Origin of the sequence: Pelagicoccus albus, assembly GCF_014230145.1 — a bacterium.
GTDB classification, from domain to species: domain Bacteria; phylum Verrucomicrobiota; class Verrucomicrobiia; order Opitutales; family Opitutaceae; genus Pelagicoccus; species Pelagicoccus albus.
The window spans coordinates 212,119-229,603 of sequence record NZ_JACHVC010000008.1; the positions used below are offsets into that span (position 1 = coordinate 212,119).

Sequence of the window (17,485 nt, forward strand, 5' to 3'; positions counted from 1 at the left end):
CCAAGCTCGATAGGACAAATCTTAGGAAAGCGAAGCGCTCTTAGTAGATTTTCTCCACCTCGCCAGTTTGGCCAAGGCTTCGCTGAGTGCTACTTTGCTCTCCTGAGTCAGGGCCGGCATAACCTTTTTCGCTAGATCGCGAGCTGATTGCAGATCTCCTTTGCGGGCCAGGTAGAGAGACAGGTCTTGGAGTATTCCTATATTGGCGGGAAACGCCTCGTGGCCCTCGTAGATCACGCTCATGTGCTTATCCTGGGGATAGACCTCGGAGCTCAGCCAAACGAGCCCTATCAAGCGGTAGAGATCGGGGTTGCGTCCTGCACCCAGCTCGCGGGCTTTGAAAAGTCGCTGTAGGCAGAGTAGGGTATCGTCGCGGTTTAAGGCTCCCGGCGAGTAGAGTTTATCGCTAAGCTTTATCTCGATGGTTGCTGCTACCGATCCCATAAGCGCCCTTGGTTGCTCGCTATCCATCGCTAGAGACTTTTCGAACAGATTGCTCGCTTCCTCATAGTTTTCTCGGTCGAGGAGCCATTCGGCTTGCAGTGAAATGGCTTCTGGAGAATTCGGGTCAGAAGCGATGGCAGCTTCGATCCAGGGGCGCGATTCTTCTTCAGGCATTACCTGAAGCGTTACGCGAGCGATTAGCCGTCGCACATAGGCTTGGCCCACTTTTTCCAGTTCGAGTTGTGGGACAGCTTTGGCTTCGTCCAACTCGATTTCCAATCTTCGGTAGGTGCCTGTGTTGAGGTGCTTTTTCAGCGTTTCCTGCAGTTCGGCGTAAGTCAGGCCGAGGTGGTCAGTTATGTCCTTTTCCGTGAAGTTCAGATGGTGGGTGGCGAAATCCACAAAGCGGGTTACTTGGGAAAATTCGATGTCGTTCTCGCCAAAGATCAAGTAGTGGAGAAACAGCCACGACTGGCAGTAGAAGGTGCCAGCGTGTTCGCCGCTGGTGTACTCAGGAGAGCTACGCGTCGCCTGGAACAGTCGGTCGAAATCCATCAGGCCCTTGTACTTTAGGTAGCCGATGCTGTTGGGCAGAGGTTGGCCGATCACCAGTTTTCCGGATTTATCCTTTTGGGTGGAGGAAAAGAGTTCCGCCATCCCTTCCTTAAGCCATAGGGCTGCGATGGAGTCGTCCGACATGAGGTGGTGCACGTATTCATGGATCAAGGTGTGCCGGGTCATTTCGCTGCCCCCCGTATCGTTCACGACTGCGAAGGCCCCTTCGGCATCGATTGTGAAATAGCCTCCGAGATTTTTGGCGCGTCGACCTTTTCGGAAAGATAATGTCTCCCGAGTCTTTGCGTCTCCCGGAATAATGATGAGCAACTTCTCGTTGCTGGTGCGGTTCAGTTTCGGAAACAAGGACTGCAGGGCAGTTTTCGCTTCCCAGATCGCTTCGAAGTTTTGCTGTATTTCGTGCTTACGGGCGTTTCCGACTATGATGAAGTCCTGCGTTTCCGCTCTCCACCAAGTGGGAGCGGCAGAGGCTGTTAGGGTGAAGCCGACAGCGATAAGGCTGACGACAATTTTGGATACGGTGCGGTAGAGGGGATTCACTGGAAGGTGTTGAGAGTATTTCCTTCTCAGCAAAGCCCATGCCGAAGCTCGTTTCGGCTCGCTACGATTTAGACGCTCTTTCCGATCGCCTCAGCGACGCGGGCCCCGGAACGAAGGGCTCCTTGGATGGAGCTGGAGTAGCGATGGTCTCCGCATAGCCATAGACCGTTTTCTGTCTTTAGTTCCGCCGACTCGAAGAGTAGGTCACCCGGGAGCTGGCGAGGCAAAGAGTGGGGAACCCAGATGCTTCGCAGAAACTCCAGCTCGGCGCCGTTTGTTCCAAACCAGGGTATCAGTTCCTCCGCTACCTGTCCCGGATTTTCAGCTTCGATACCGGAAGTTGATACGCAAATCAGGCTTTTGCCTTCGGGAGCGTAGCCACTGGATACGTCGCTGGGCACCGAGACGTTTTGGATGATCCCTTTCCCGGAGCCATTGAGGGCAATCATCGGTCGACTAAGGGGCGAGGAGTTGGAGCTGAAGTAGTAGCTACGCGTGCCGTTCCAGCCGCGATCGGAGATGCTTGATTCCAGTCGAGCCGCTTCGCTCATGTCAGTAGCAAGGACGATATCTTGGGCTTGCAGGCTTTCCCCTAATTGCAAAGTGACGCCTCCGGCCTCGATGGAAGCGACCTTTGAGTTTAAGCGAATCCTATCATCTGGTATCTGGGCGGCAAGTTGCTTGGGGATCTCTGCCATACCTCGATCGGGCAAGGCTGCGTATCCTTGTCCGAAACATTTGAATACGAAATCGAAAATGCGGCTACTGGTGGCCAGCTCGTTCTCTAGAAAGATACCTCCGAAGAAAGGGGCGAAAAAGCCATCTATCATTTTCTCGCTGAAGCCCCGCTCTTTCAGCGCTTGGCGAGTATTGGTCTCCGGTTGAGCGTAAAGGTCTTCTATCGTCAGCTTCGCTAGTTCGCTCTTGAGTCCTGCGACTTTTAGTTTGTCCCCGAAGGAGCCGGTTGAGCTGGCAAGCGAGGATAGAATTAAGCCCGGTTGTCGAATCGGGTCGGCCACGGTGTCGAGTTTTGAACCAGTCCAAACGTAAGCGCCCGGTTCAAATTTCCCCAGCTGCAGCTTATCGTAGTCAAGCAAGCGTTGGCATTCGCTGTATTCGGTTAGCAATACCTGAAAGCCGTGGTCGAAAAGGAATCCATCTGCGTCGCTGGTTCGCAGGCGTCCACCCACGCGATCACTCGCTTCGAGGATCAATATTTCTTTGCCCGCTTTTAGTAGGCCGATGGCGCAGCTAAGGCCTGCCAGTCCGGCGCCAATTATGATCGCATCGTATCGAGTATTTGGATCTGTCGTCATCGAGAGCTTAGAGTTGGGCAATTCCTGTTTTTCCTTCCTGGGTATTGGCTTTGATACACTAGGTTTAAGGCGAGAGAATTCAACTCGGCTTTTCGTTTCTCCGTCGGCGACAACGCTCTGAGCAGTATTTCACCTCATCCCATTTGTTCGCCCACTTCTTCCGCCATGCGAAAGGACGACCGCAAATAGGGCAAATCTTGCTAGGGAGATTTTGCTTTTTCATTGTTTCCTGGAGGCGAGTGGAGCGCTTCAGTCTGCTTCGTCTTGCAATTCCGAGAGTAGGGCGGGCAGGCGTTTCCGAAATTTGAAGAAACCGGCTGTGGCATGGGGAAAGAGACGGTTTTCGAAGCTGAGCCGAAAGGGGTGAGCTTCTGCTCCTGCGTCACTAATCGCGTTGTGAATATTTGGCCATTGATCGCTCCAGAAGCCGACCTTGGGCTGGGAGTAGTAAACGTGCTTCAAACCATTTTGGCTTATCCAGCTCGCAACTTGATTTGTAAGATCTGTATCCGCGGAATGGATCGGTACGCCCTTGGTTTTCTCTAGCTTTTGCAGGCGAAGCTTAAGGGCTTCTTTTCGAAAGTTTTGGACTTTGGGGGAAATCGAAAACTCGTCGTAGCTCTCGCTTGGAAAAACTCCCATGAACGAGGCGAAGTCGCAGTTGGGCAGACAATGGTCGCATAGGTCTTCTTCCAACAGAAGCAGAGCGCTTGCGGGCGGAATTTCTTGGGGTGGGCCCGCTAGGGAATGATGCTCTGCATCGAGCTCGGGCCAAGCATCTCGGATGGTTTCCGCCTCGGCTGCCAGTCCCGCGGTGACTGGAAAACGCCCATTCGTATAGCGGTCGATGTTGGATGAAGTCGCCAGATAACTTTTGCCTGCGGTATGGAGGCCAGCCACCCAACGCCAACTCAATGTGTTTGAGGCGGGATCGCCATCAAGCAGATGACGCAGGAAGAAATCGGCCCCTAGCTGCCAAGGAAGTTTTAAGGTGAAAATCCAGATGCTAGCGAACCACATGCGGGCGTGGTTGTGAAGGTAGCCCGTTTCGATTAGCTCCTTGGTCCAGTAGTCGAAGCAGCGAATCCCGGTTGTTCCATTTATCGCTGAATCGAGTGTATCCGAATCAAGGTTACGATGGCGGAGGGTCGCGAGGTCTTCCCGATAGCGGTCCCAGATCTGTGGGCGATTTTCTAGATAACCTTTCCAGTAGGTTCGCCAGAAAACTTCGTCGATGAACTTACGAGCTGATCCGTCTTTGAACTGATTCAGGGCCGCGAGTGCGACTTCTGTCTCGCTCAGCAAACGGCTGCGAATGAAGGGAGACAACGTCGAGACGTTGGAACGGTTCTCGGTACCCAGATCGAAGTTTCGCGTTTCCTGATAGCATTTCCCGCAGTGAGGAAGAAACGCGGCTAGAAGCTCAAGGGCAGCTTCGCGAGTTGGCTGAGTATCGGCCAATGTCAGGGTGGTTTCGGACGCTTCGGACACGTATGGGCAAACGCTTCACGTCTTGCTCTGATTGAAGCGGCTCCCGTACTTAGGATTTATTCCAAGTCTAGGTCACCCCAAGGGTCGGGATCAGGTGGAAGGAATTGGTCCTGAGTTTCGTCGGGCTCTTTGGCTTCGATGGCGAGCAAAGTCATGTCGTCTTGAGCCTCGTCGCTTTCGCTGTAGTCCAAGAGGGCTTGGTAGGTTTTGGCGATGCTTTCCTTCAAGGGAAGGTCTCGGAAGGACGCCAAGGTTTGGCAGAGGGCGTCTAGACCAAATTCATTGCCTGCCTTGTCGAGCGTTTCGATGAAACCATCTGTGTAGGCGTAAAGCCGATCGCCAAACTTGAGGTCTACAGTGTGAACCTCTCGTTCTACTAGGTCCATAAGGCCGATGGCGAAGTACCCAGATTTGAGCAGTTCGTAGCTTCCATCAGTCCGAACTACGATGCAGACAGGATGGGAGGCGTTCGAGTAATCCACTCGGACGAGTTCTTCCTCTTCGACATAGCGAGCGGTGGCAGACAATGCTGTGAAAAAGCCATTAGGAATCTGTTCGTAGAATTCCATGTCCAAATAGTTGAGGAAATACCCCGGTAGACTGCGGACTTCCTCAGGCGTTTCTTGCGAGACGTATTTTAAGAGGGCCATAAACAGGGCGGCAGTGACGCCGTGCCCGGTCAAGTCAGCCAAGAACATGGAGTAGTCGCCATTATTCAGAGAGCGGAAATTGAGATAGTCCCCGCCCACTTTTTCCATGTAGCGGTAGTCCGAGGCGACCTCGAGAAAGGGGCAAGCATCCGGCTTTTTGCCCATCAGGAACTTTTGGATCTGCTGGGCAGAATCCAAATCGAACTCGATGGTTCGGTTTCGCTCCTCCAAGGCAGCTTGTTGTTCTGCAAACTTCTGATTCGCCAAATTCCGTTCGGAAACGTCGGTGTAGGTGACCAGCAGCCCAATTACTTCCTGATCCTCCGAAAACAGGGGGATGCGGCTAGTCTCCAAATGGAGCTCTCGGCCATCGGCCAATTTCGCGGTAAAGTCAGAGAGAGTTTGCGGGGCCTTGCGACTTACCGCTTCGTTATCGAGTTCGCTAAGGAGCTCGCTGTTTTCAAGGGCGAAAAGATCGTGCTCGCTGAGGCTTTCCCCCGTTTCGGTCAGGTTCACCAACTCGGCTAGTTTCTCGTTGTATCCCCGGATGGTGTGCTCGAGATCGGTCCAAAAGGAAGCGACGGGTAGATGCCGATGGAAACGATCGTAGGAGATTGCCATTTCGGTTATCTGGCTGGAGTCGCGGGGAGTGGGCATCCTTCGAATATCGGCACAATTCGCAGCATGCCTCGCATTTGTGAGGATTTTTACGGGAGTTTTTCCCAAAATCGGGCGAGCTTAGGTCGGACCCAATCCGTTTCGGGTTCGCCTGAGAGCAGTACTAAGGTTGCCAGGTCCAACTTTCGCCTGCCTTGAGCTCGATGGGAACTGTTTCAGCGGCGTAGCGAATCTGGGTTTTGCAGGCTGATAGCTCTTAGTCCGAAGATTTTTCGCGGTCTTGTGGGGAGTGGAGTTCCGCCATGGCTAGCTCCAGTTGGGCTACTATTTTTGGTAGCCACCTGTCTATGTATTCGGAATCCGGAGTTTCTCCTTGGGGCGGAAAATGGAAAAAACTGGCGAAGGTCGCTTCGCTTTGGCAGAAGCGGTAAAGGGCGTTGTTGCACAGGTAAGCTCCCGCGTCTTCGCTCTTTTTGGGGCAAGCCTCGACGGATTCGCTTTTAGTCGATGGAAGCGGCCAACGATGGCTAAGCTCGAGTGCTCCACCCGCTTCGATTATAGGCTCGGGAGGCTCGTTTTGGTCAACGTCGGCGCCGAGGCGTTTGTTTTTTGCCAAGGTTTCTATCTGAAAGTTTTCTGGCGGACCCTCTCCGAGGCCAAGAACGATATCGGGCCGCAAGTCTTTGAGAAGGGGTAACGCGTTCTGTTCTACTGATCCCCAGGTCACCGGCATGCTAAGCACTCGAAAATTCGGAACCTTGAAGTGATGCTTGAGAGACTCCCCGAGCGTTTGGGATCCGTTTTTGCTGCGACCTTTGAAGGGTAGGTAGCAGGTAATGAGAATTGTCGGGTGGACGTTCATTGGCTTAATCCTTTCACGGTCGCTATTTTAACTTCTATAGCAGGGCGACCGCTAGGACTAGGGAGACGATGGAAAACACGGTACTGAGGATCACGATGTTGCGAGCCATCACGACATCGTTTCCGAGTATATCCGCCAGGACGTAGGAGAAGATCGCGGTTGGGCAGGCGAGGAAGATGACAGCGACCTTAAGGCTCACCGCATCCAATCCCAGCCAGCGACCCACGAAATAGCCGAGGACCGGACTGATTGCCACATTGATTCCGGTGGCGACCATCGAGAGTCCGATCTGGCCCTTGAGCTCGCTCAGCCTCAATCCGGAACCAAGGCCGATCAGAGCCAGAGGCAGGGCTAGTTGTCCTACCGACTCTAGCGAGCGACGAGCCATGACGGGAATTGCGATACCCAGAAGGTTCAAAGTGAATCCGACTGCGCAGGCGAGGATGAGCGGATTCCTGAGGCCGTGGTGCCAAATCGCTTTGATCGGGCTTTGGCTTTGCCCCTTCGCATGAAGAATCAGGATTAGAACGCCGGTAATGTTATAGAAAAGAATGCAGAACCCGCTGGCGAACATGCCTAGGTCCAAGCCTTCTGTGCCCAAAGCGAAGAACACCACTGGGAAGCCCACGAAGGCTAGATTGCCGCGGTAGCTGCCTTGGATAAAGGAGCCGATCGAATCGCGGGGCACCTTGAATATGAAGACGCAGGCGTAGCCGATCACCATGGAAGCGACGATGACGATCAGCAGCGTGTAGAGGATGCCGATACCCGAGTCGTTGGTCAGATCTATCTCCGCAACCTTGTAGATTAGCAGGGCAGGAAGGCCCCAAAAATAGGTCAGCCGGTTGAGCTCCTTGAAGAAGCCTTCCGGAAAGAACTTCCTTACGGATAGGAACTTGCCGAAGGCGATAAGTATGAGAACAGGAACTATGCTTTCCAGGACGACCATGGAGTCGACGGGTTAGCAGGATTCGGACTAGCTGGCGAGTCGTTTGCTTTTCTCGCTTTGGAAAGGCCGGTGAAGCGAAGGCTGTTACGCTGCCTGGCTTTTAATTTTGGAGGCCAAAGATTCGTACTGGTCCGCCGTTTTCCGTAGCGATCAGCTCTTCCAACCCGTCGCCATCGAGGTCACCTGTCACCATTTCCCGTTGGTTTCCCGGGAGCAGGATGCCTGCTTGGCTGGGATGTACCGCTTCGAAGCTTCCGTCTCCGTGACCGAGGAGAAGGCATCCGATTGATCCGCTCAAACGTCCAGTGCTTGCCTCTTGTCCAAATAAATTCTGAGCCAAGACGAGGTCCAATTGTCCATCAGCGTTCCAATCCTTGACCGCGATATCCATGGTCGGGGCGAGTTGAGCTTCGCGAGGGAAGGGGACAAATCGGTAGCCGTCCTCCGTGGAGATCCAAGCTCCACTTTGCAGTTCCTCCGCTTCGAAACGCGTCGCTCGCGACAAGCGATCCTCGCCGAAGATTTCGTAAAGATCAGATTTGGCGAACTGGTCGAATTTCGGAAATACTTCGGTGATCCAAGGGAAGGTATAGTTAAGCTTGCTTCGACCTCGGACGGGGAGAAGTCGGCCATTTTCATAGTAGGCTTCCACGATGTAGTTTTGTCCATCGCCTTCCATTTCTCCGGCGAAAAGCGTGGCAGGCTCGGCGGAACTGGCCGTGTACTTTGTGTTAAGGCCTAAGTTGCCTAGAATCAAGTCCGGCTGTCCATCTTGGTTCAGATCGGTGGAATCAAGGGAACGCCAAAGGCCGGTTTTGCTAGGAAGTCCTCGCTCCTTGGATACATCCTTGATCCTGCCGTCGACGAATTCGAAAAGCCGCAAAGATCCCCATTCGGTGATAATTGCGAGTTCCGTCCTGCCCTTGCGGGTGACCCATTGGCTGTCGGTGACCAGCCCTATCTTTTCTAGGGCAGATGCAACATCGCTTCCGACCTCGTTGAATTTTCCGGATTCGTTGCGGAGCAGGCGGCTCGGTGCCGGGAAGGGATAGTTCTCTGGAGCTGAGGCTCCGCCAATGAAAACATCGGGATCTCCATCCTGGTCGAAATCACCGATGGCGACTGAAGACGCGTTGGATGTGTCTTGGGGCCAATGGGTTTCAGGGGCACGTTCGAATTTTCCGTCGCCACTATTCAGATACAGGCGGTCGCTCAAGACTTCTGTGCCGGAGCGAGGCGTTCCGCCGCTTATCACAAGCAGGTCGTTATGTCCGTCGCCATTTGCGTCGAATATGGCGGCAGCGGTATCCTCGCAGATCTGATCGAGACCGAGGGGCGAACTTTGGTAATCTCCGTTGGGACCTGTTGAGAGAATTAGCATGCCCGACTGTCCGCTTCCTCCGCCTATGTAGTAGTCGGTCTTCTGGTCTCCGTTCAGATCGCCTGTCGCCAGGGCAGGGCCATCTTCGCCCAAGCGTCTCGGGAGTAAAGGGGCTCTGTTGAACTCTGCGGAATCGGATTGCTGGTGCGTGGGCCAGATGCGCTCGAGCTCTGGTTTGCGGACGAAAAGCGGCTTCGGAACTTGTAGAGCTTCTTGGGTTGGTTCTAGGTCTGGCTCTTCAATTACGAGATACGGATTGGCCGCGAGATCTTTCAGCTCCTGCACGATGCCGCTCGGCCAAGTGACTACGAGCTTGTCCACTTTATCTGCCTCGCCCAGTCCGAAGTGAATGAGCGGTTCATCTGAGGATACAATTCCTCGGGCGAGAGAGAGCTGGCGGAGCTGCTTGCCTTCCTCGGTTTCGATTCGAATGCTGGCTCCGATTCCCCATGAATTGGATACGCGACCCTTCAGTCGTAGGTTTAAGGATTGATTTTCGGAACCCAAATCGTTTCGGCAAATGACGATATTTTGATCCATGCCCAAATAGGCGATGTCCAAGTCTCCGTCTCGATCGAAGTCGCATATGGTGCTGCCGAAGGCGACGTTTTCTTGGTCGAGGTTCCATTGGCTGCCCACGTCCTCGAACTGGAGCTTACCGTTGTTGCGGAAGGCGAAGTTCTTCTCTTTCAAGGGTTCGCTATTGCGGACCACTGCGGCACGGTGCGCTAGGGTGCGGGCCGTGTTTTGGCGATCTACTAGGTCGGCGTCGATAAGGTTGCGAACCATCCCGTTGGTGATATACAAGTCGAGCCAGCCATCATTATCCAAGTCCCGGAGTTTCACGGACCAGGTCCAATTCGTTCCCGGAACTCCGAACAGGTAGGCGGCCTCTCGGAAGCGATCGAGTCCGGTGTTCAGGTAGATGGCATTTCGGGCATATTGCGGGGTTAGGTCGAATACCGATTCCGTATCCCAAATTCCACGACTACGCTCCTCCATGCCAGTCATGTCCTTGTAGTGGTCAGCTGCCTCCATGTCGGCGACCATGAAGTCCATCCAGCCATCGTTATCCAAATCTCCCAGATCGGAACCCATGGAGAAGAAAGTGGAGAGAGGGATCAGTTCCTCTATCGAATCAGTGAAGGTTCCGTCTCCATTGTTCTTGTAGAAACGGTCAGGCGTCTCGAAGTCGTTGGCTACGTAAAGGTCCATCCAGCCATCGTTGTTATAGTCCCACCAAGTGGCGCTGTGACCTTGTGAGCGGCCCCAGATGCCCGAGTCGGAGCTTACGTCCGTAAATGTATTGTCGCCATTATTACGATACAGGTAGTCGGGGCTGCCTTTTGTGTGTCTAGCGAACTCTAGGATGTTGGTTTGAATATAAACGTCTAGATCGCCATCGCGGTCGTAGTCGCAGAAGCTGGCCATTACGCTGGCGTCGCTCAAATCGAGTCCGAACTCGGCGGCCGCTTCGCGGAAATGTCCGCTGCCGTCGTTCAGGTAGAGTTGGTTGGGAGCGTCGTAGACGCAGAGGTAGATATCGAGATCGGAGTCGTTATCGATGTCTACCAAGCTGACGCCGGTTTCCCAGCTATCCGTTCCCGAAGTTCCTGATTCCTCCGTATTGTTTTCAAAAACAAAGGGCTCATCGGTCTGGATGAACAGACCGTTTGGCCCGGTCTTGTTGACCGCATAAAGGTCCGGTCGCCCGTCTCCATTCAGGTCGCCCGAGGCGATTCCCACGCTGACCGCACCCAAGGTGAATTCCCGAAAGCGGGAGCTCCACATCATGGGATCCTTATATTCGTTGAATAGCTCCAGCCCCGTGAAGCCATGCTCCAAGGTTTCGAAGCGTTGGGCCTTGCTTGGAGCTGGCAACAACGCTCCGACACATGCCGAAGAAAGCGCGAGTAGGACTAGGTTTTTCTGCATGTACGGAGCTGGGTCTGAGCTTTCTAGTTCGCTCGTTCCTGTAAGTATTCCTCAAATACGAAGTCTGCTACGCGAGCTCCAAGCTCTTGCCCGATGAGATTTGCGGACATGAAGTGAATGCCGCCATGTAGCCGGCTCATGCCAACTTCGTCGGCGCACTGGTCAAATCCATCGTAGGAACGAATCGCTCCGGGAACTTGGTCGGAGGTGGTTGAGAAATGTACTTCGTCTCTGCCCACGTAGAGCGTTAGCAATTGAGCGGCGGAGCGGCTGAAGGAGCTGTGTCCTGATGGGTATTCGGGAAAGGGTGGGCTGCCCATGAGGGGAATCCATTCGGTATCCGGTTCGGTAGCGGGGTTGTTGTCGATATCCGCTTGGCGAATGGCTGTTTCTGGTCGCCAATAGTTGTAGTGGTATTTGGCGTCCCAGCAGGCGATCCCCGCGTCGGCCATAGTCAGATTAAGCAGGGCGAAGAGTCGTACTTTTTGGTAGAAGTCGTAGCCTTCGGAGCGGCAGACGTCTTGCGCAATCAGGTTCCAGGAACCGGCTGGAGTGGAACTTCCGAGGTCATCGGACCAGAATACAGAGCTCAGGGTATCGTAGCTTGAGCGATCGTGCTTGTCGCGTCCCCCCAAGGCTTTGACCTCGTAGAGTTCCTTGGCGTAGGCTTCGCTGTCGATGGGCAAGGGAGGCTCGCAGCGGAAGGCGTCGGAGGTGGGCATCGCCAAAGGCTCGACTTTTGGCCAATGAGGAAGGAGGGCTGGACGGAAGAAAGGCGGGGTTTCTCTCCAGATGCCGGCGTCGGAAGCCGTTTGCCAGTCGACGACGTCATACTTGCGGCTTTCGTCGCATATCTTCTTGTATGCGTCTGCTACTTTCTTACCCCAGGCGACCCCTTTTTCGAAGGCTTCGTCTTTGGGTAGGTCCATGATTTCCTGCTGGTATGCTTTTTTGAATACGGCTGGGTTTACGGACTCGTTGAAGAGGTCGGTCAAGGTTTCGTAGGCAGCGGTGTGGTAGGCTGCCGCCAAAGAAGCGTCGCTTAGGTCCTCGGGTTCGACTGCATAGGCTTCGAAGTCTCCATGGAAGCCATTGACAGTGTCGTAGAGAGACAGGTGCAACAAGGCGAGGGCGTAGGCTGCCATCGGTGGTGGAGTACGCGAGGAGCGAATGGCGTCGAGAGCTCGATTGTTCCAGTTCTCGAAAGTTGGCATATCCTGCTCTGCCTGCGTGAAGGTGGCGAGTAGGCTAGATGCGAGCATGAAAGAAAGTACTTTCTTCAGGTGCATGGGGAATGAGTTTGGGATTGAGTTTGGGTATTGGGGGAAGCCCTTTCTTTTGGCGCGAGCAGAGTGGCTCTCAAGCGTAAAAGCGCCGAGTTCGGTCTACTTGTGGAATGACTTGCAAAAGGCCGCTTCGGTTTGCTGCCAAGCGGAGATTTTTGCCCTGAACTGTAGGGTTTTGGTAAAGGGATCGTGAAATTGAGTTCAGCGTTAGAGGGAGGCGAAGCTTTTCTAAGTTTGTCACCCATTGAGTCCGATTACTCATACGGATTGGTCCGCCGATCTGTAAATTTACTCATTCACCCCTCCTAACATCCAAATCTTATGGCTTTCAATCGCCTCAAACTCAGGACCCAGATCTTGCTGGGTATTTTGCTCCCCATCGTGATTGCCTCTTTTCTCGCGGTTTTCTTTGGTTTCGAAGCGCACGAGATGGAGCTCTCAGCATCGGAGACAAAGAATCGAGACTTAGACAGTTTTCAGGCTGCCTGGCAGATGAAGCTAGATGTGATCCAGGTTCAGCAGTGGTTGACGGATATTTCCGCTACCCGAGCCAGGGATGGTTTAGACGATGGTTTCACGGAAGCGGCGGCTGCTAGGGATTCCTTCAAGGATTGTGTTGCGTATTTTCAGACGCGATGGAGCGAGGACGGAAATCGGGATCGCTTGGGTGAGCTCGATGCTCTGGATCGGTTTTTCGACGATTACTACGAGAGTGGCAAGAAGATGGCCAATGCTTACATCTCTGGAGGACCAGCGGAAGGAAATATCTCCATGGCTGCCTTTGACGCATCTGCGGCTCGATTGAATGAAACGCTGAATGGTTTTTTCGAGGAGCAAAAAGCGTCGATGCGTAACTCGCTGTCTGGAGTCGTCAAATTCACTGAGAAACTGCAGACTGGAACGATTGTGGCGTTCATTGGCATGACAATTGTGGGCCTGGGAATTGGACTCTTTATTTCTAATCGGATAACCAAGCCTTTGATCGGCATCATGGAGCGGCTGGGGCAGAACGCGGCTTCGATGGCTGATGTGTCCGATCAAGTCACCTCGGCGAGCATGAATCTGGCGGAGGGAAGTACCGACCAGGCTTCATCCTTGGATATCACGGCCAATGAGCTTCGTACTCTGAGCGATACAACAAACGGCAATGCCGAATCCGCTGTGCAGGCCGACAAGCTAATCAAGGATTCAAACGCGCTAATCGTTCGCTCGAGCGAAATCATCGCAAACATGTCTCGATCTATGGAGCAGATCTCCAATACGGGGCGCGAGACGCAGAAGATTGTCAACACCATCGACGAGATCGCTTTTCAGACAAATTTGCTGGCCTTGAACGCAGCAGTGGAAGCTGCTCGAGCAGGCGAGGCTGGAGCTGGGTTTGCGGTGGTAGCCGATGAAGTGCGCAATCTAGCGACGCGGGCGGCGGATGCGGCCAAGAATACTTCGCAGATGATTGAGGATTCCGTTTCGGAAATTGAGGCGGGAGCCAAGTTCGCGTCCGAAACGAATGCAGCTTACGTCGATATTGCTCGCCAGTCTGACGAGTCGACTCGACTCATCGCCCAGATTGCGGGCGTTTGCGCTGAGCAGTCCGCGATGCTCGAGCGAATCAATCAGTCAATGAAGGGGCTCGATACGGTCGTTCAGAAGAACGCTGCCAGCGCGGAGGAATCGGCGTCAACATCGGAAGAGATGCATGCCCAATCCGAAGATTTGAGAGGACTGGCCCATCAGCTTTTAGTTTTGGTATCCGGGGACAAGGGCCAGAAGGTCGGCGACTCCTATGGAGCACTTGTCAGTGTCTCGAAACCGAGTTCTAAGCCCGCTTCGAGCCCGAGAATGGGCGACGGTGCCAACATGGTGCTGCCCGAGGATGTATGGGGTAATTAGAGGAGCTTTAACAAAGAATTGGCTCTAGCTGCACTGGGGGTAAAAATATTCTCAAATTGAGTAAATTACTCTACTTTCTTCCTACGATTGTCGAATATACGCCCGACACGTGCGCATGCTAGGGAGGTTAAAAACTATTTTGGGTCACGACAGTCGTGGCCCCTTGCCGGACTTGGACGCCCTCCGGGATCGAGTGGTTCGCTTGTGCCTTGGCTACATCATTTCTTTTTCCGCTCCCGTCTTGATACTGGGAATCGTCCTTTCGATGGGTGAGAGCTGGAACTGGTACGCTACGACTCAGTTGGTTGCCTATTCATGCTGCCTGATCGGCTATTTCGCTTTTCCGAGGAACAAGAGCAAATGTTTGTCCTACTATGTAGTTGCGATTGTGATACTATTGGGATGCTCTGGGATCGCTGCGTGGGGCCCGTCTCCGAGTCGTTTTATCGTTCTGAGTTTCGGTTGCCTGTTTGCAGCCTTGTTTAGTGGGGCTCGCTTCGCGTTTGCGGCCATCGTCTCCAGTACGGGCCTTGTTTGCTTTGCGGCCTGGGCTAATCAGTTTATCGCGATCGATGGCGGAGGCGATTCGGTGTCGCATCACAGCGTCAGACAGTGGATCGTGACCATCTTGTCATTCGCCTTTTACTCAGCTTGTGGATGCTTGATGGTGGCATGGGTCGCCCGCAGCCTGCAGAATTCGATAAAGGTACTTTTTAAGCGAGAAGGCGAATTAAGAGAAACCAATGCCTTGCTGCGTAAGCAGGCGGTCGAGCTCGAGGTGCAGGCATTGGAGCTGGAGAAGCAAGCCGAAGTGCTCACCGAACAACGCGATCTGGCGGATCAAGCTTCCAAGGCCAAGGACCGTTTTCTCTCCGTCATCAGCCACGAATTGCGTACCCCGATGAATCCGATTCTCGGCTTCCTTGACTTGCTGGAGTCGGAAGGACGATTGGGTGGAGAATCGCAAGAGAGGCTTACTCTGATGCGCCAGTCGGGCGAACACCTGTTATACATGATCGACAAGCTAGTCGACTTTTCGGAGATGGACTCCGGTAAGCTGCAGCTAAATCCAAGCTCTGTGTCCTGGCTGGAACTGAAGACGAAAGCTCGAGCGCGCCTGAAGCCGTTTGCCAATCAAGGCCGTGTCGAACTTTCCATTCAGTGTTCAGAAAGTGATGAGGACCGTGTTTCTCTCGATAGGAAGAGAACGCTGCAGGTCGTGCAGGAACTTGGCATGAATGCTTTGAAGTTTACCAGCGTTGGCCAAGTCTTGATCGATTTCTCCCTTGCCCGAAAGGCGGATTCGGCCGACTGGATTTGTATTCGTGTCGTAGATACTGGGATGGGAATGGATGAAGCGATGCAGAAGTCCTTGTTCGCTTCCTTCTCTCAGGTTGACGATAGTCGCACTCGTGAGTTTGGCGGTCTGGGCTTGGGATTATCCATTTGCGAATCCTTGGTAAGATCCATGGAAGGTACGATAGCGGTGGAAAGTTCCTTAGGACACGGCTCCATGTTCACGATTCGATTCCCTGTGAAAGTTATGCCGAGACAGGATTCTGCCCCTCGGGCTGTTGAAAAACTAAAGGTGTTTTCAAAGCCAATTTCCGTACTGGTGGCAGAGGATGATATGCTGAATCAGCGAGTGGTAACGGCTCTACTCAAGCGGATCGGGGCGAACGCCACCTGCGTGGAAGATGGCAAGCAAGCGATCGAAGCTCTACGAACTTCCCAATACGATGTGGTGCTCATGGATCTTAGCATGCCCGTATTGGATGGCTTGAGCGCCGCGAGGGAAATTCGTCGCATCGAAAGTATTAAGGACACGCCTATCATCGCTCTCACCGCTCATTCTTATTCAAAATGTGAGGAGAGTTGTGCTGAGGCGGGAATGAACGGTTTCCTTACCAAACCCGCTCGGGCGGACAAGCTATTCGAAGCAATCGCCCGTTCTATGGGGGCGAAGCAGGCCAGCCGAAACTGAATCGGGAGCAGGTGTTTCTAGAGTTCGGTGGACCGTAATAAGCCACGTTATTGGTTAGATTGAACTGCTTCAATCCCCCTCGTTCGCTCCCATTCTACGTTTTAGCTTATAAGTCCCTAGGGAATATACTGATTTTTAGGCTATTGCTAAGTATTTACTCGCAAGAAGCGACCGATTGTTGAGTAGTTGTCCTTATTCCCGTTCTCGGGGTTGCCCAATCCAACATGAATAAAACACTCAAATCAGCCCTTTGGGCTTTGGGAGCTCTTTTTGCCAGTTCTCCCTTCTACGCACAGGAATCTACCAGCCTGTTCTCTTTCGACTTTTCGTCGGGGCTTGCTGTCACCGATTCCGTTTCTGGAGTTGACGTTTCCGACTGGAGCGTGGGAAGCACAGCCACTGTTTCAGAGAGTCTAACATTGACAGGTGGAAGTTCTACACTCTTCACATTCACTCCGACTTCGGGATTTCAGATCGATTTAAGCGAGTTAACCTTCAATACTAGTAAGATTCAGGCTCCTGATAGTACCAAGGGAAATGGAGCAGGGAGCGTCAAATTCACTTTGACACTTTCTGGCGAAAATTTTGATGAAGCTCTAGAGATTTTCGGTAATGCTGAAGCTAGCTCCAGCGGAGGATCGCAAAGCTACACTTTTGAGGATGCAAGCAGTCTAACAGGAGCAAACATTTTCACGCTGACTACAGCATCCTCAGAAGGAGCCTTGGTATTGGACAATTTTGAGGTTTTGGGAACCGTATCGGCTGTACCAGAGCCAGCCACCGTTTTCGCTCTTTTAGCGGGTGGATTCGTTAGCTTCTACGTGGCTCGCAATCGCCGCCGTAGCGTCGCCTAACGTACGATTTTAATCTTCTTGTTTTGGGACCCTTGGCTTTCGAGTCAGGGGTCTTTTTTGTTTTTGAGCAACGACCTCAGCTTTGTCTTGGGTCTACTTCCTTTTCGAAGAGACGGTAGTGCGTCTCTTCCAAACCCAGAGAGCGGTAGACTGCTTGAGCGGCCAAGTTCTCTTTTTCGACGTAGAGCCGGTAGCCGCACACGTTCGATTCCTCTTTAGACAGTTTTTCCACCTCTTGATACAAGGCCCGGAAGGCTCCTTTGCGGCGCGAGTTCGGTTCCACGTATACGCTTTGTATCCACCAGAAAATACCATTTCTCCAATCGCTCCACTCCGTGGTGATCATGAGTGAGCCCACGAGCTTCCCTTCGCTTTCGGCTACTAAATAGAAGCCCAATTCCTTGTGCTGCAATAGGGTAAGCACGCCCGCTTTTACGACATCGGGCAAGAGCTCCTTGTCCTCGGTTTCCTTCGCCATGGATATGTTGAAATGGGCGATGGTAGGGGCGTCGTCACAGGTCGCTCGGCGTACTCGAATTGGTGTTATTGGCATTTGGTGAATCGGCGGTCCGGGGGGCGGTTCTACTTTCAGATTTGCTGCTATGCATAGAGAGGCGAGCTTATACTCGACTCTCAAACTGACTTTCACTTGCTAAGTAATGGGATATATCCCAAAACGAGGGAGGTATGCAGGACAATGTAACAAAGA

The 17,485-nt window shown here is 53.1% G+C and carries 13 protein-coding genes; 3 read left to right on the forward strand and 10 right to left on the reverse strand.

Going from position 1 to position 17,485, the window contains the following annotated elements; genetic code table 11:
* Positions 1-21: 21 nt before the first annotated feature.
* The 9 genes from H5P27_RS09320 to H5P27_RS09360 form a co-directional block, all read right to left on the reverse strand.
* A complete protein-coding gene (locus tag H5P27_RS09320) occupies positions 22-1,560 on the reverse strand; it encodes a hypothetical protein (protein WP_185660132.1) in 1,539 nt (512 codons plus the stop codon).
* Between the two features lie 68 nt (positions 1,561-1,628).
* Positions 1,629-2,876, reverse strand: coding sequence for an NAD(P)/FAD-dependent oxidoreductase (locus tag H5P27_RS09325; protein WP_185660133.1), 1,248 nt, complete (start codon positions 2,874-2,876; stop codon positions 1,629-1,631).
* Between the two features lie 79 nt (positions 2,877-2,955).
* Complete coding sequence (locus H5P27_RS20070; protein ID WP_185660134.1) at positions 2,956-3,099, reverse strand: DUF2256 domain-containing protein; 144 nt, start codon at positions 3,097-3,099, stop codon at positions 2,956-2,958.
* A 26-nt stretch (positions 3,100-3,125) separates the two neighbouring features.
* Positions 3,126-4,367: an FAD-binding domain-containing protein gene (locus tag H5P27_RS09335; RefSeq protein ID WP_185660135.1), complete on the reverse strand. Its 1,242-nt coding sequence runs from the start codon at positions 4,365-4,367 to the stop codon at positions 3,126-3,128.
* A gap of 56 nt (positions 4,368-4,423) precedes the next feature.
* Positions 4,424-5,674, reverse strand: a complete 1,251-nt coding sequence (locus tag H5P27_RS09340; protein WP_185660136.1) for a PP2C family protein-serine/threonine phosphatase — start codon at positions 5,672-5,674, stop codon at positions 4,424-4,426.
* A 217-nt stretch (positions 5,675-5,891) separates the two neighbouring features.
* Complete coding sequence (locus H5P27_RS09345) at positions 5,892-6,497, reverse strand: pyroglutamyl-peptidase I family protein (RefSeq protein ID WP_185660137.1); 606 nt, start codon at positions 6,495-6,497, stop codon at positions 5,892-5,894.
* Positions 6,498-6,531: 34 nt separating this feature from the next.
* Complete coding sequence (locus tag H5P27_RS09350; protein ID WP_185660138.1) at positions 6,532-7,446, reverse strand: AEC family transporter; 915 nt, start codon at positions 7,444-7,446, stop codon at positions 6,532-6,534.
* A gap of 100 nt (positions 7,447-7,546) precedes the next feature.
* On the reverse strand, positions 7,547-10,762 hold the full coding sequence (locus tag H5P27_RS09355; protein WP_185660139.1) for a VCBS repeat-containing protein: 3,216 nt from the start codon (positions 10,760-10,762) through the stop codon (positions 7,547-7,549).
* A 23-nt stretch (positions 10,763-10,785) separates the two neighbouring features.
* The gene (locus tag H5P27_RS09360; protein WP_185660140.1) at positions 10,786-12,051 is read right to left on the reverse strand and encodes a vanadium-dependent haloperoxidase; all 1,266 of its coding nucleotides are present in this window, start codon (positions 12,049-12,051) and stop codon (positions 10,786-10,788) included.
* Between the two features lie 318 nt (positions 12,052-12,369).
* Here H5P27_RS09360 and H5P27_RS09365 point away from each other — a divergent pair, with 318 nt between their 5' ends.
* From H5P27_RS09365 to H5P27_RS09375, 3 genes are all read left to right on the forward strand, one after another.
* Positions 12,370-13,938: a methyl-accepting chemotaxis protein gene (locus tag H5P27_RS09365; RefSeq protein WP_185660141.1), complete on the forward strand. Its 1,569-nt coding sequence runs from the start codon at positions 12,370-12,372 to the stop codon at positions 13,936-13,938.
* Between the two features lie 115 nt (positions 13,939-14,053).
* Positions 14,054-15,922 (forward strand): response regulator, encoded by a 1,869-nt coding sequence (locus H5P27_RS09370; RefSeq protein ID WP_185660142.1) that lies wholly within the window; start codon positions 14,054-14,056, stop codon positions 15,920-15,922.
* A gap of 224 nt (positions 15,923-16,146) precedes the next feature.
* Complete coding sequence (locus tag H5P27_RS09375) at positions 16,147-16,776, forward strand: PEP-CTERM sorting domain-containing protein (RefSeq protein ID WP_185660143.1); 630 nt, start codon at positions 16,147-16,149, stop codon at positions 16,774-16,776.
* 76 nt (positions 16,777-16,852) lie between these two features.
* On the opposite strand, the gene H5P27_RS09380 is transcribed toward H5P27_RS09375, so the two are convergent.
* The gene (locus H5P27_RS09380) at positions 16,853-17,329 is read right to left on the reverse strand and encodes a GNAT family N-acetyltransferase (protein WP_185660144.1); all 477 of its coding nucleotides are present in this window, start codon (positions 17,327-17,329) and stop codon (positions 16,853-16,855) included.
* Between the last annotated feature and the right edge of the window lie 156 nt (positions 17,330-17,485).

What these genes read in the sequence shown, in the direction of transcription:
- H5P27_RS09380 (WP_185660144.1), bottom strand. Translation starts at nt 17,329, where the DNA reads ATGCCAATAACACCAATTCGAGTACGCCGAGCGACCTGTGACGACGCC.
- H5P27_RS09355 (WP_185660139.1), bottom strand. Translation starts at nt 10,762, where the DNA reads ATGCAGAAAAACCTAGTCCTACTCGCGCTTTCTTCGGCATGTGTCGGA.
- H5P27_RS09365 (WP_185660141.1), top strand. Translation starts at nt 12,370, where the DNA reads ATGGCTTTCAATCGCCTCAAACTCAGGACCCAGATCTTGCTGGGTATT.
- H5P27_RS09375 (WP_185660143.1), top strand. Translation starts at nt 16,147, where the DNA reads ATGAATAAAACACTCAAATCAGCCCTTTGGGCTTTGGGAGCTCTTTTT.
- H5P27_RS20070 (WP_185660134.1), bottom strand. Translation starts at nt 3,099, where the DNA reads ATGAAAAAGCAAAATCTCCCTAGCAAGATTTGCCCTATTTGCGGTCGT.
- H5P27_RS09350 (WP_185660138.1), bottom strand. Translation starts at nt 7,446, where the DNA reads ATGGTCGTCCTGGAAAGCATAGTTCCTGTTCTCATACTTATCGCCTTC.
- H5P27_RS09340 (WP_185660136.1), bottom strand. Translation starts at nt 5,674, where the DNA reads ATGCCCACTCCCCGCGACTCCAGCCAGATAACCGAAATGGCAATCTCC.
- H5P27_RS09360 (WP_185660140.1), bottom strand. Translation starts at nt 12,051, where the DNA reads ATGCACCTGAAGAAAGTACTTTCTTTCATGCTCGCATCTAGCCTACTC.
- H5P27_RS09370 (WP_185660142.1), top strand. Translation starts at nt 14,054, where the DNA reads ATGCTAGGGAGGTTAAAAACTATTTTGGGTCACGACAGTCGTGGCCCC.
- H5P27_RS09345 (WP_185660137.1), bottom strand. Translation starts at nt 6,497, where the DNA reads ATGAACGTCCACCCGACAATTCTCATTACCTGCTACCTACCCTTCAAA.
- H5P27_RS09325 (WP_185660133.1), bottom strand. Translation starts at nt 2,876, where the DNA reads ATGACGACAGATCCAAATACTCGATACGATGCGATCATAATTGGCGCC.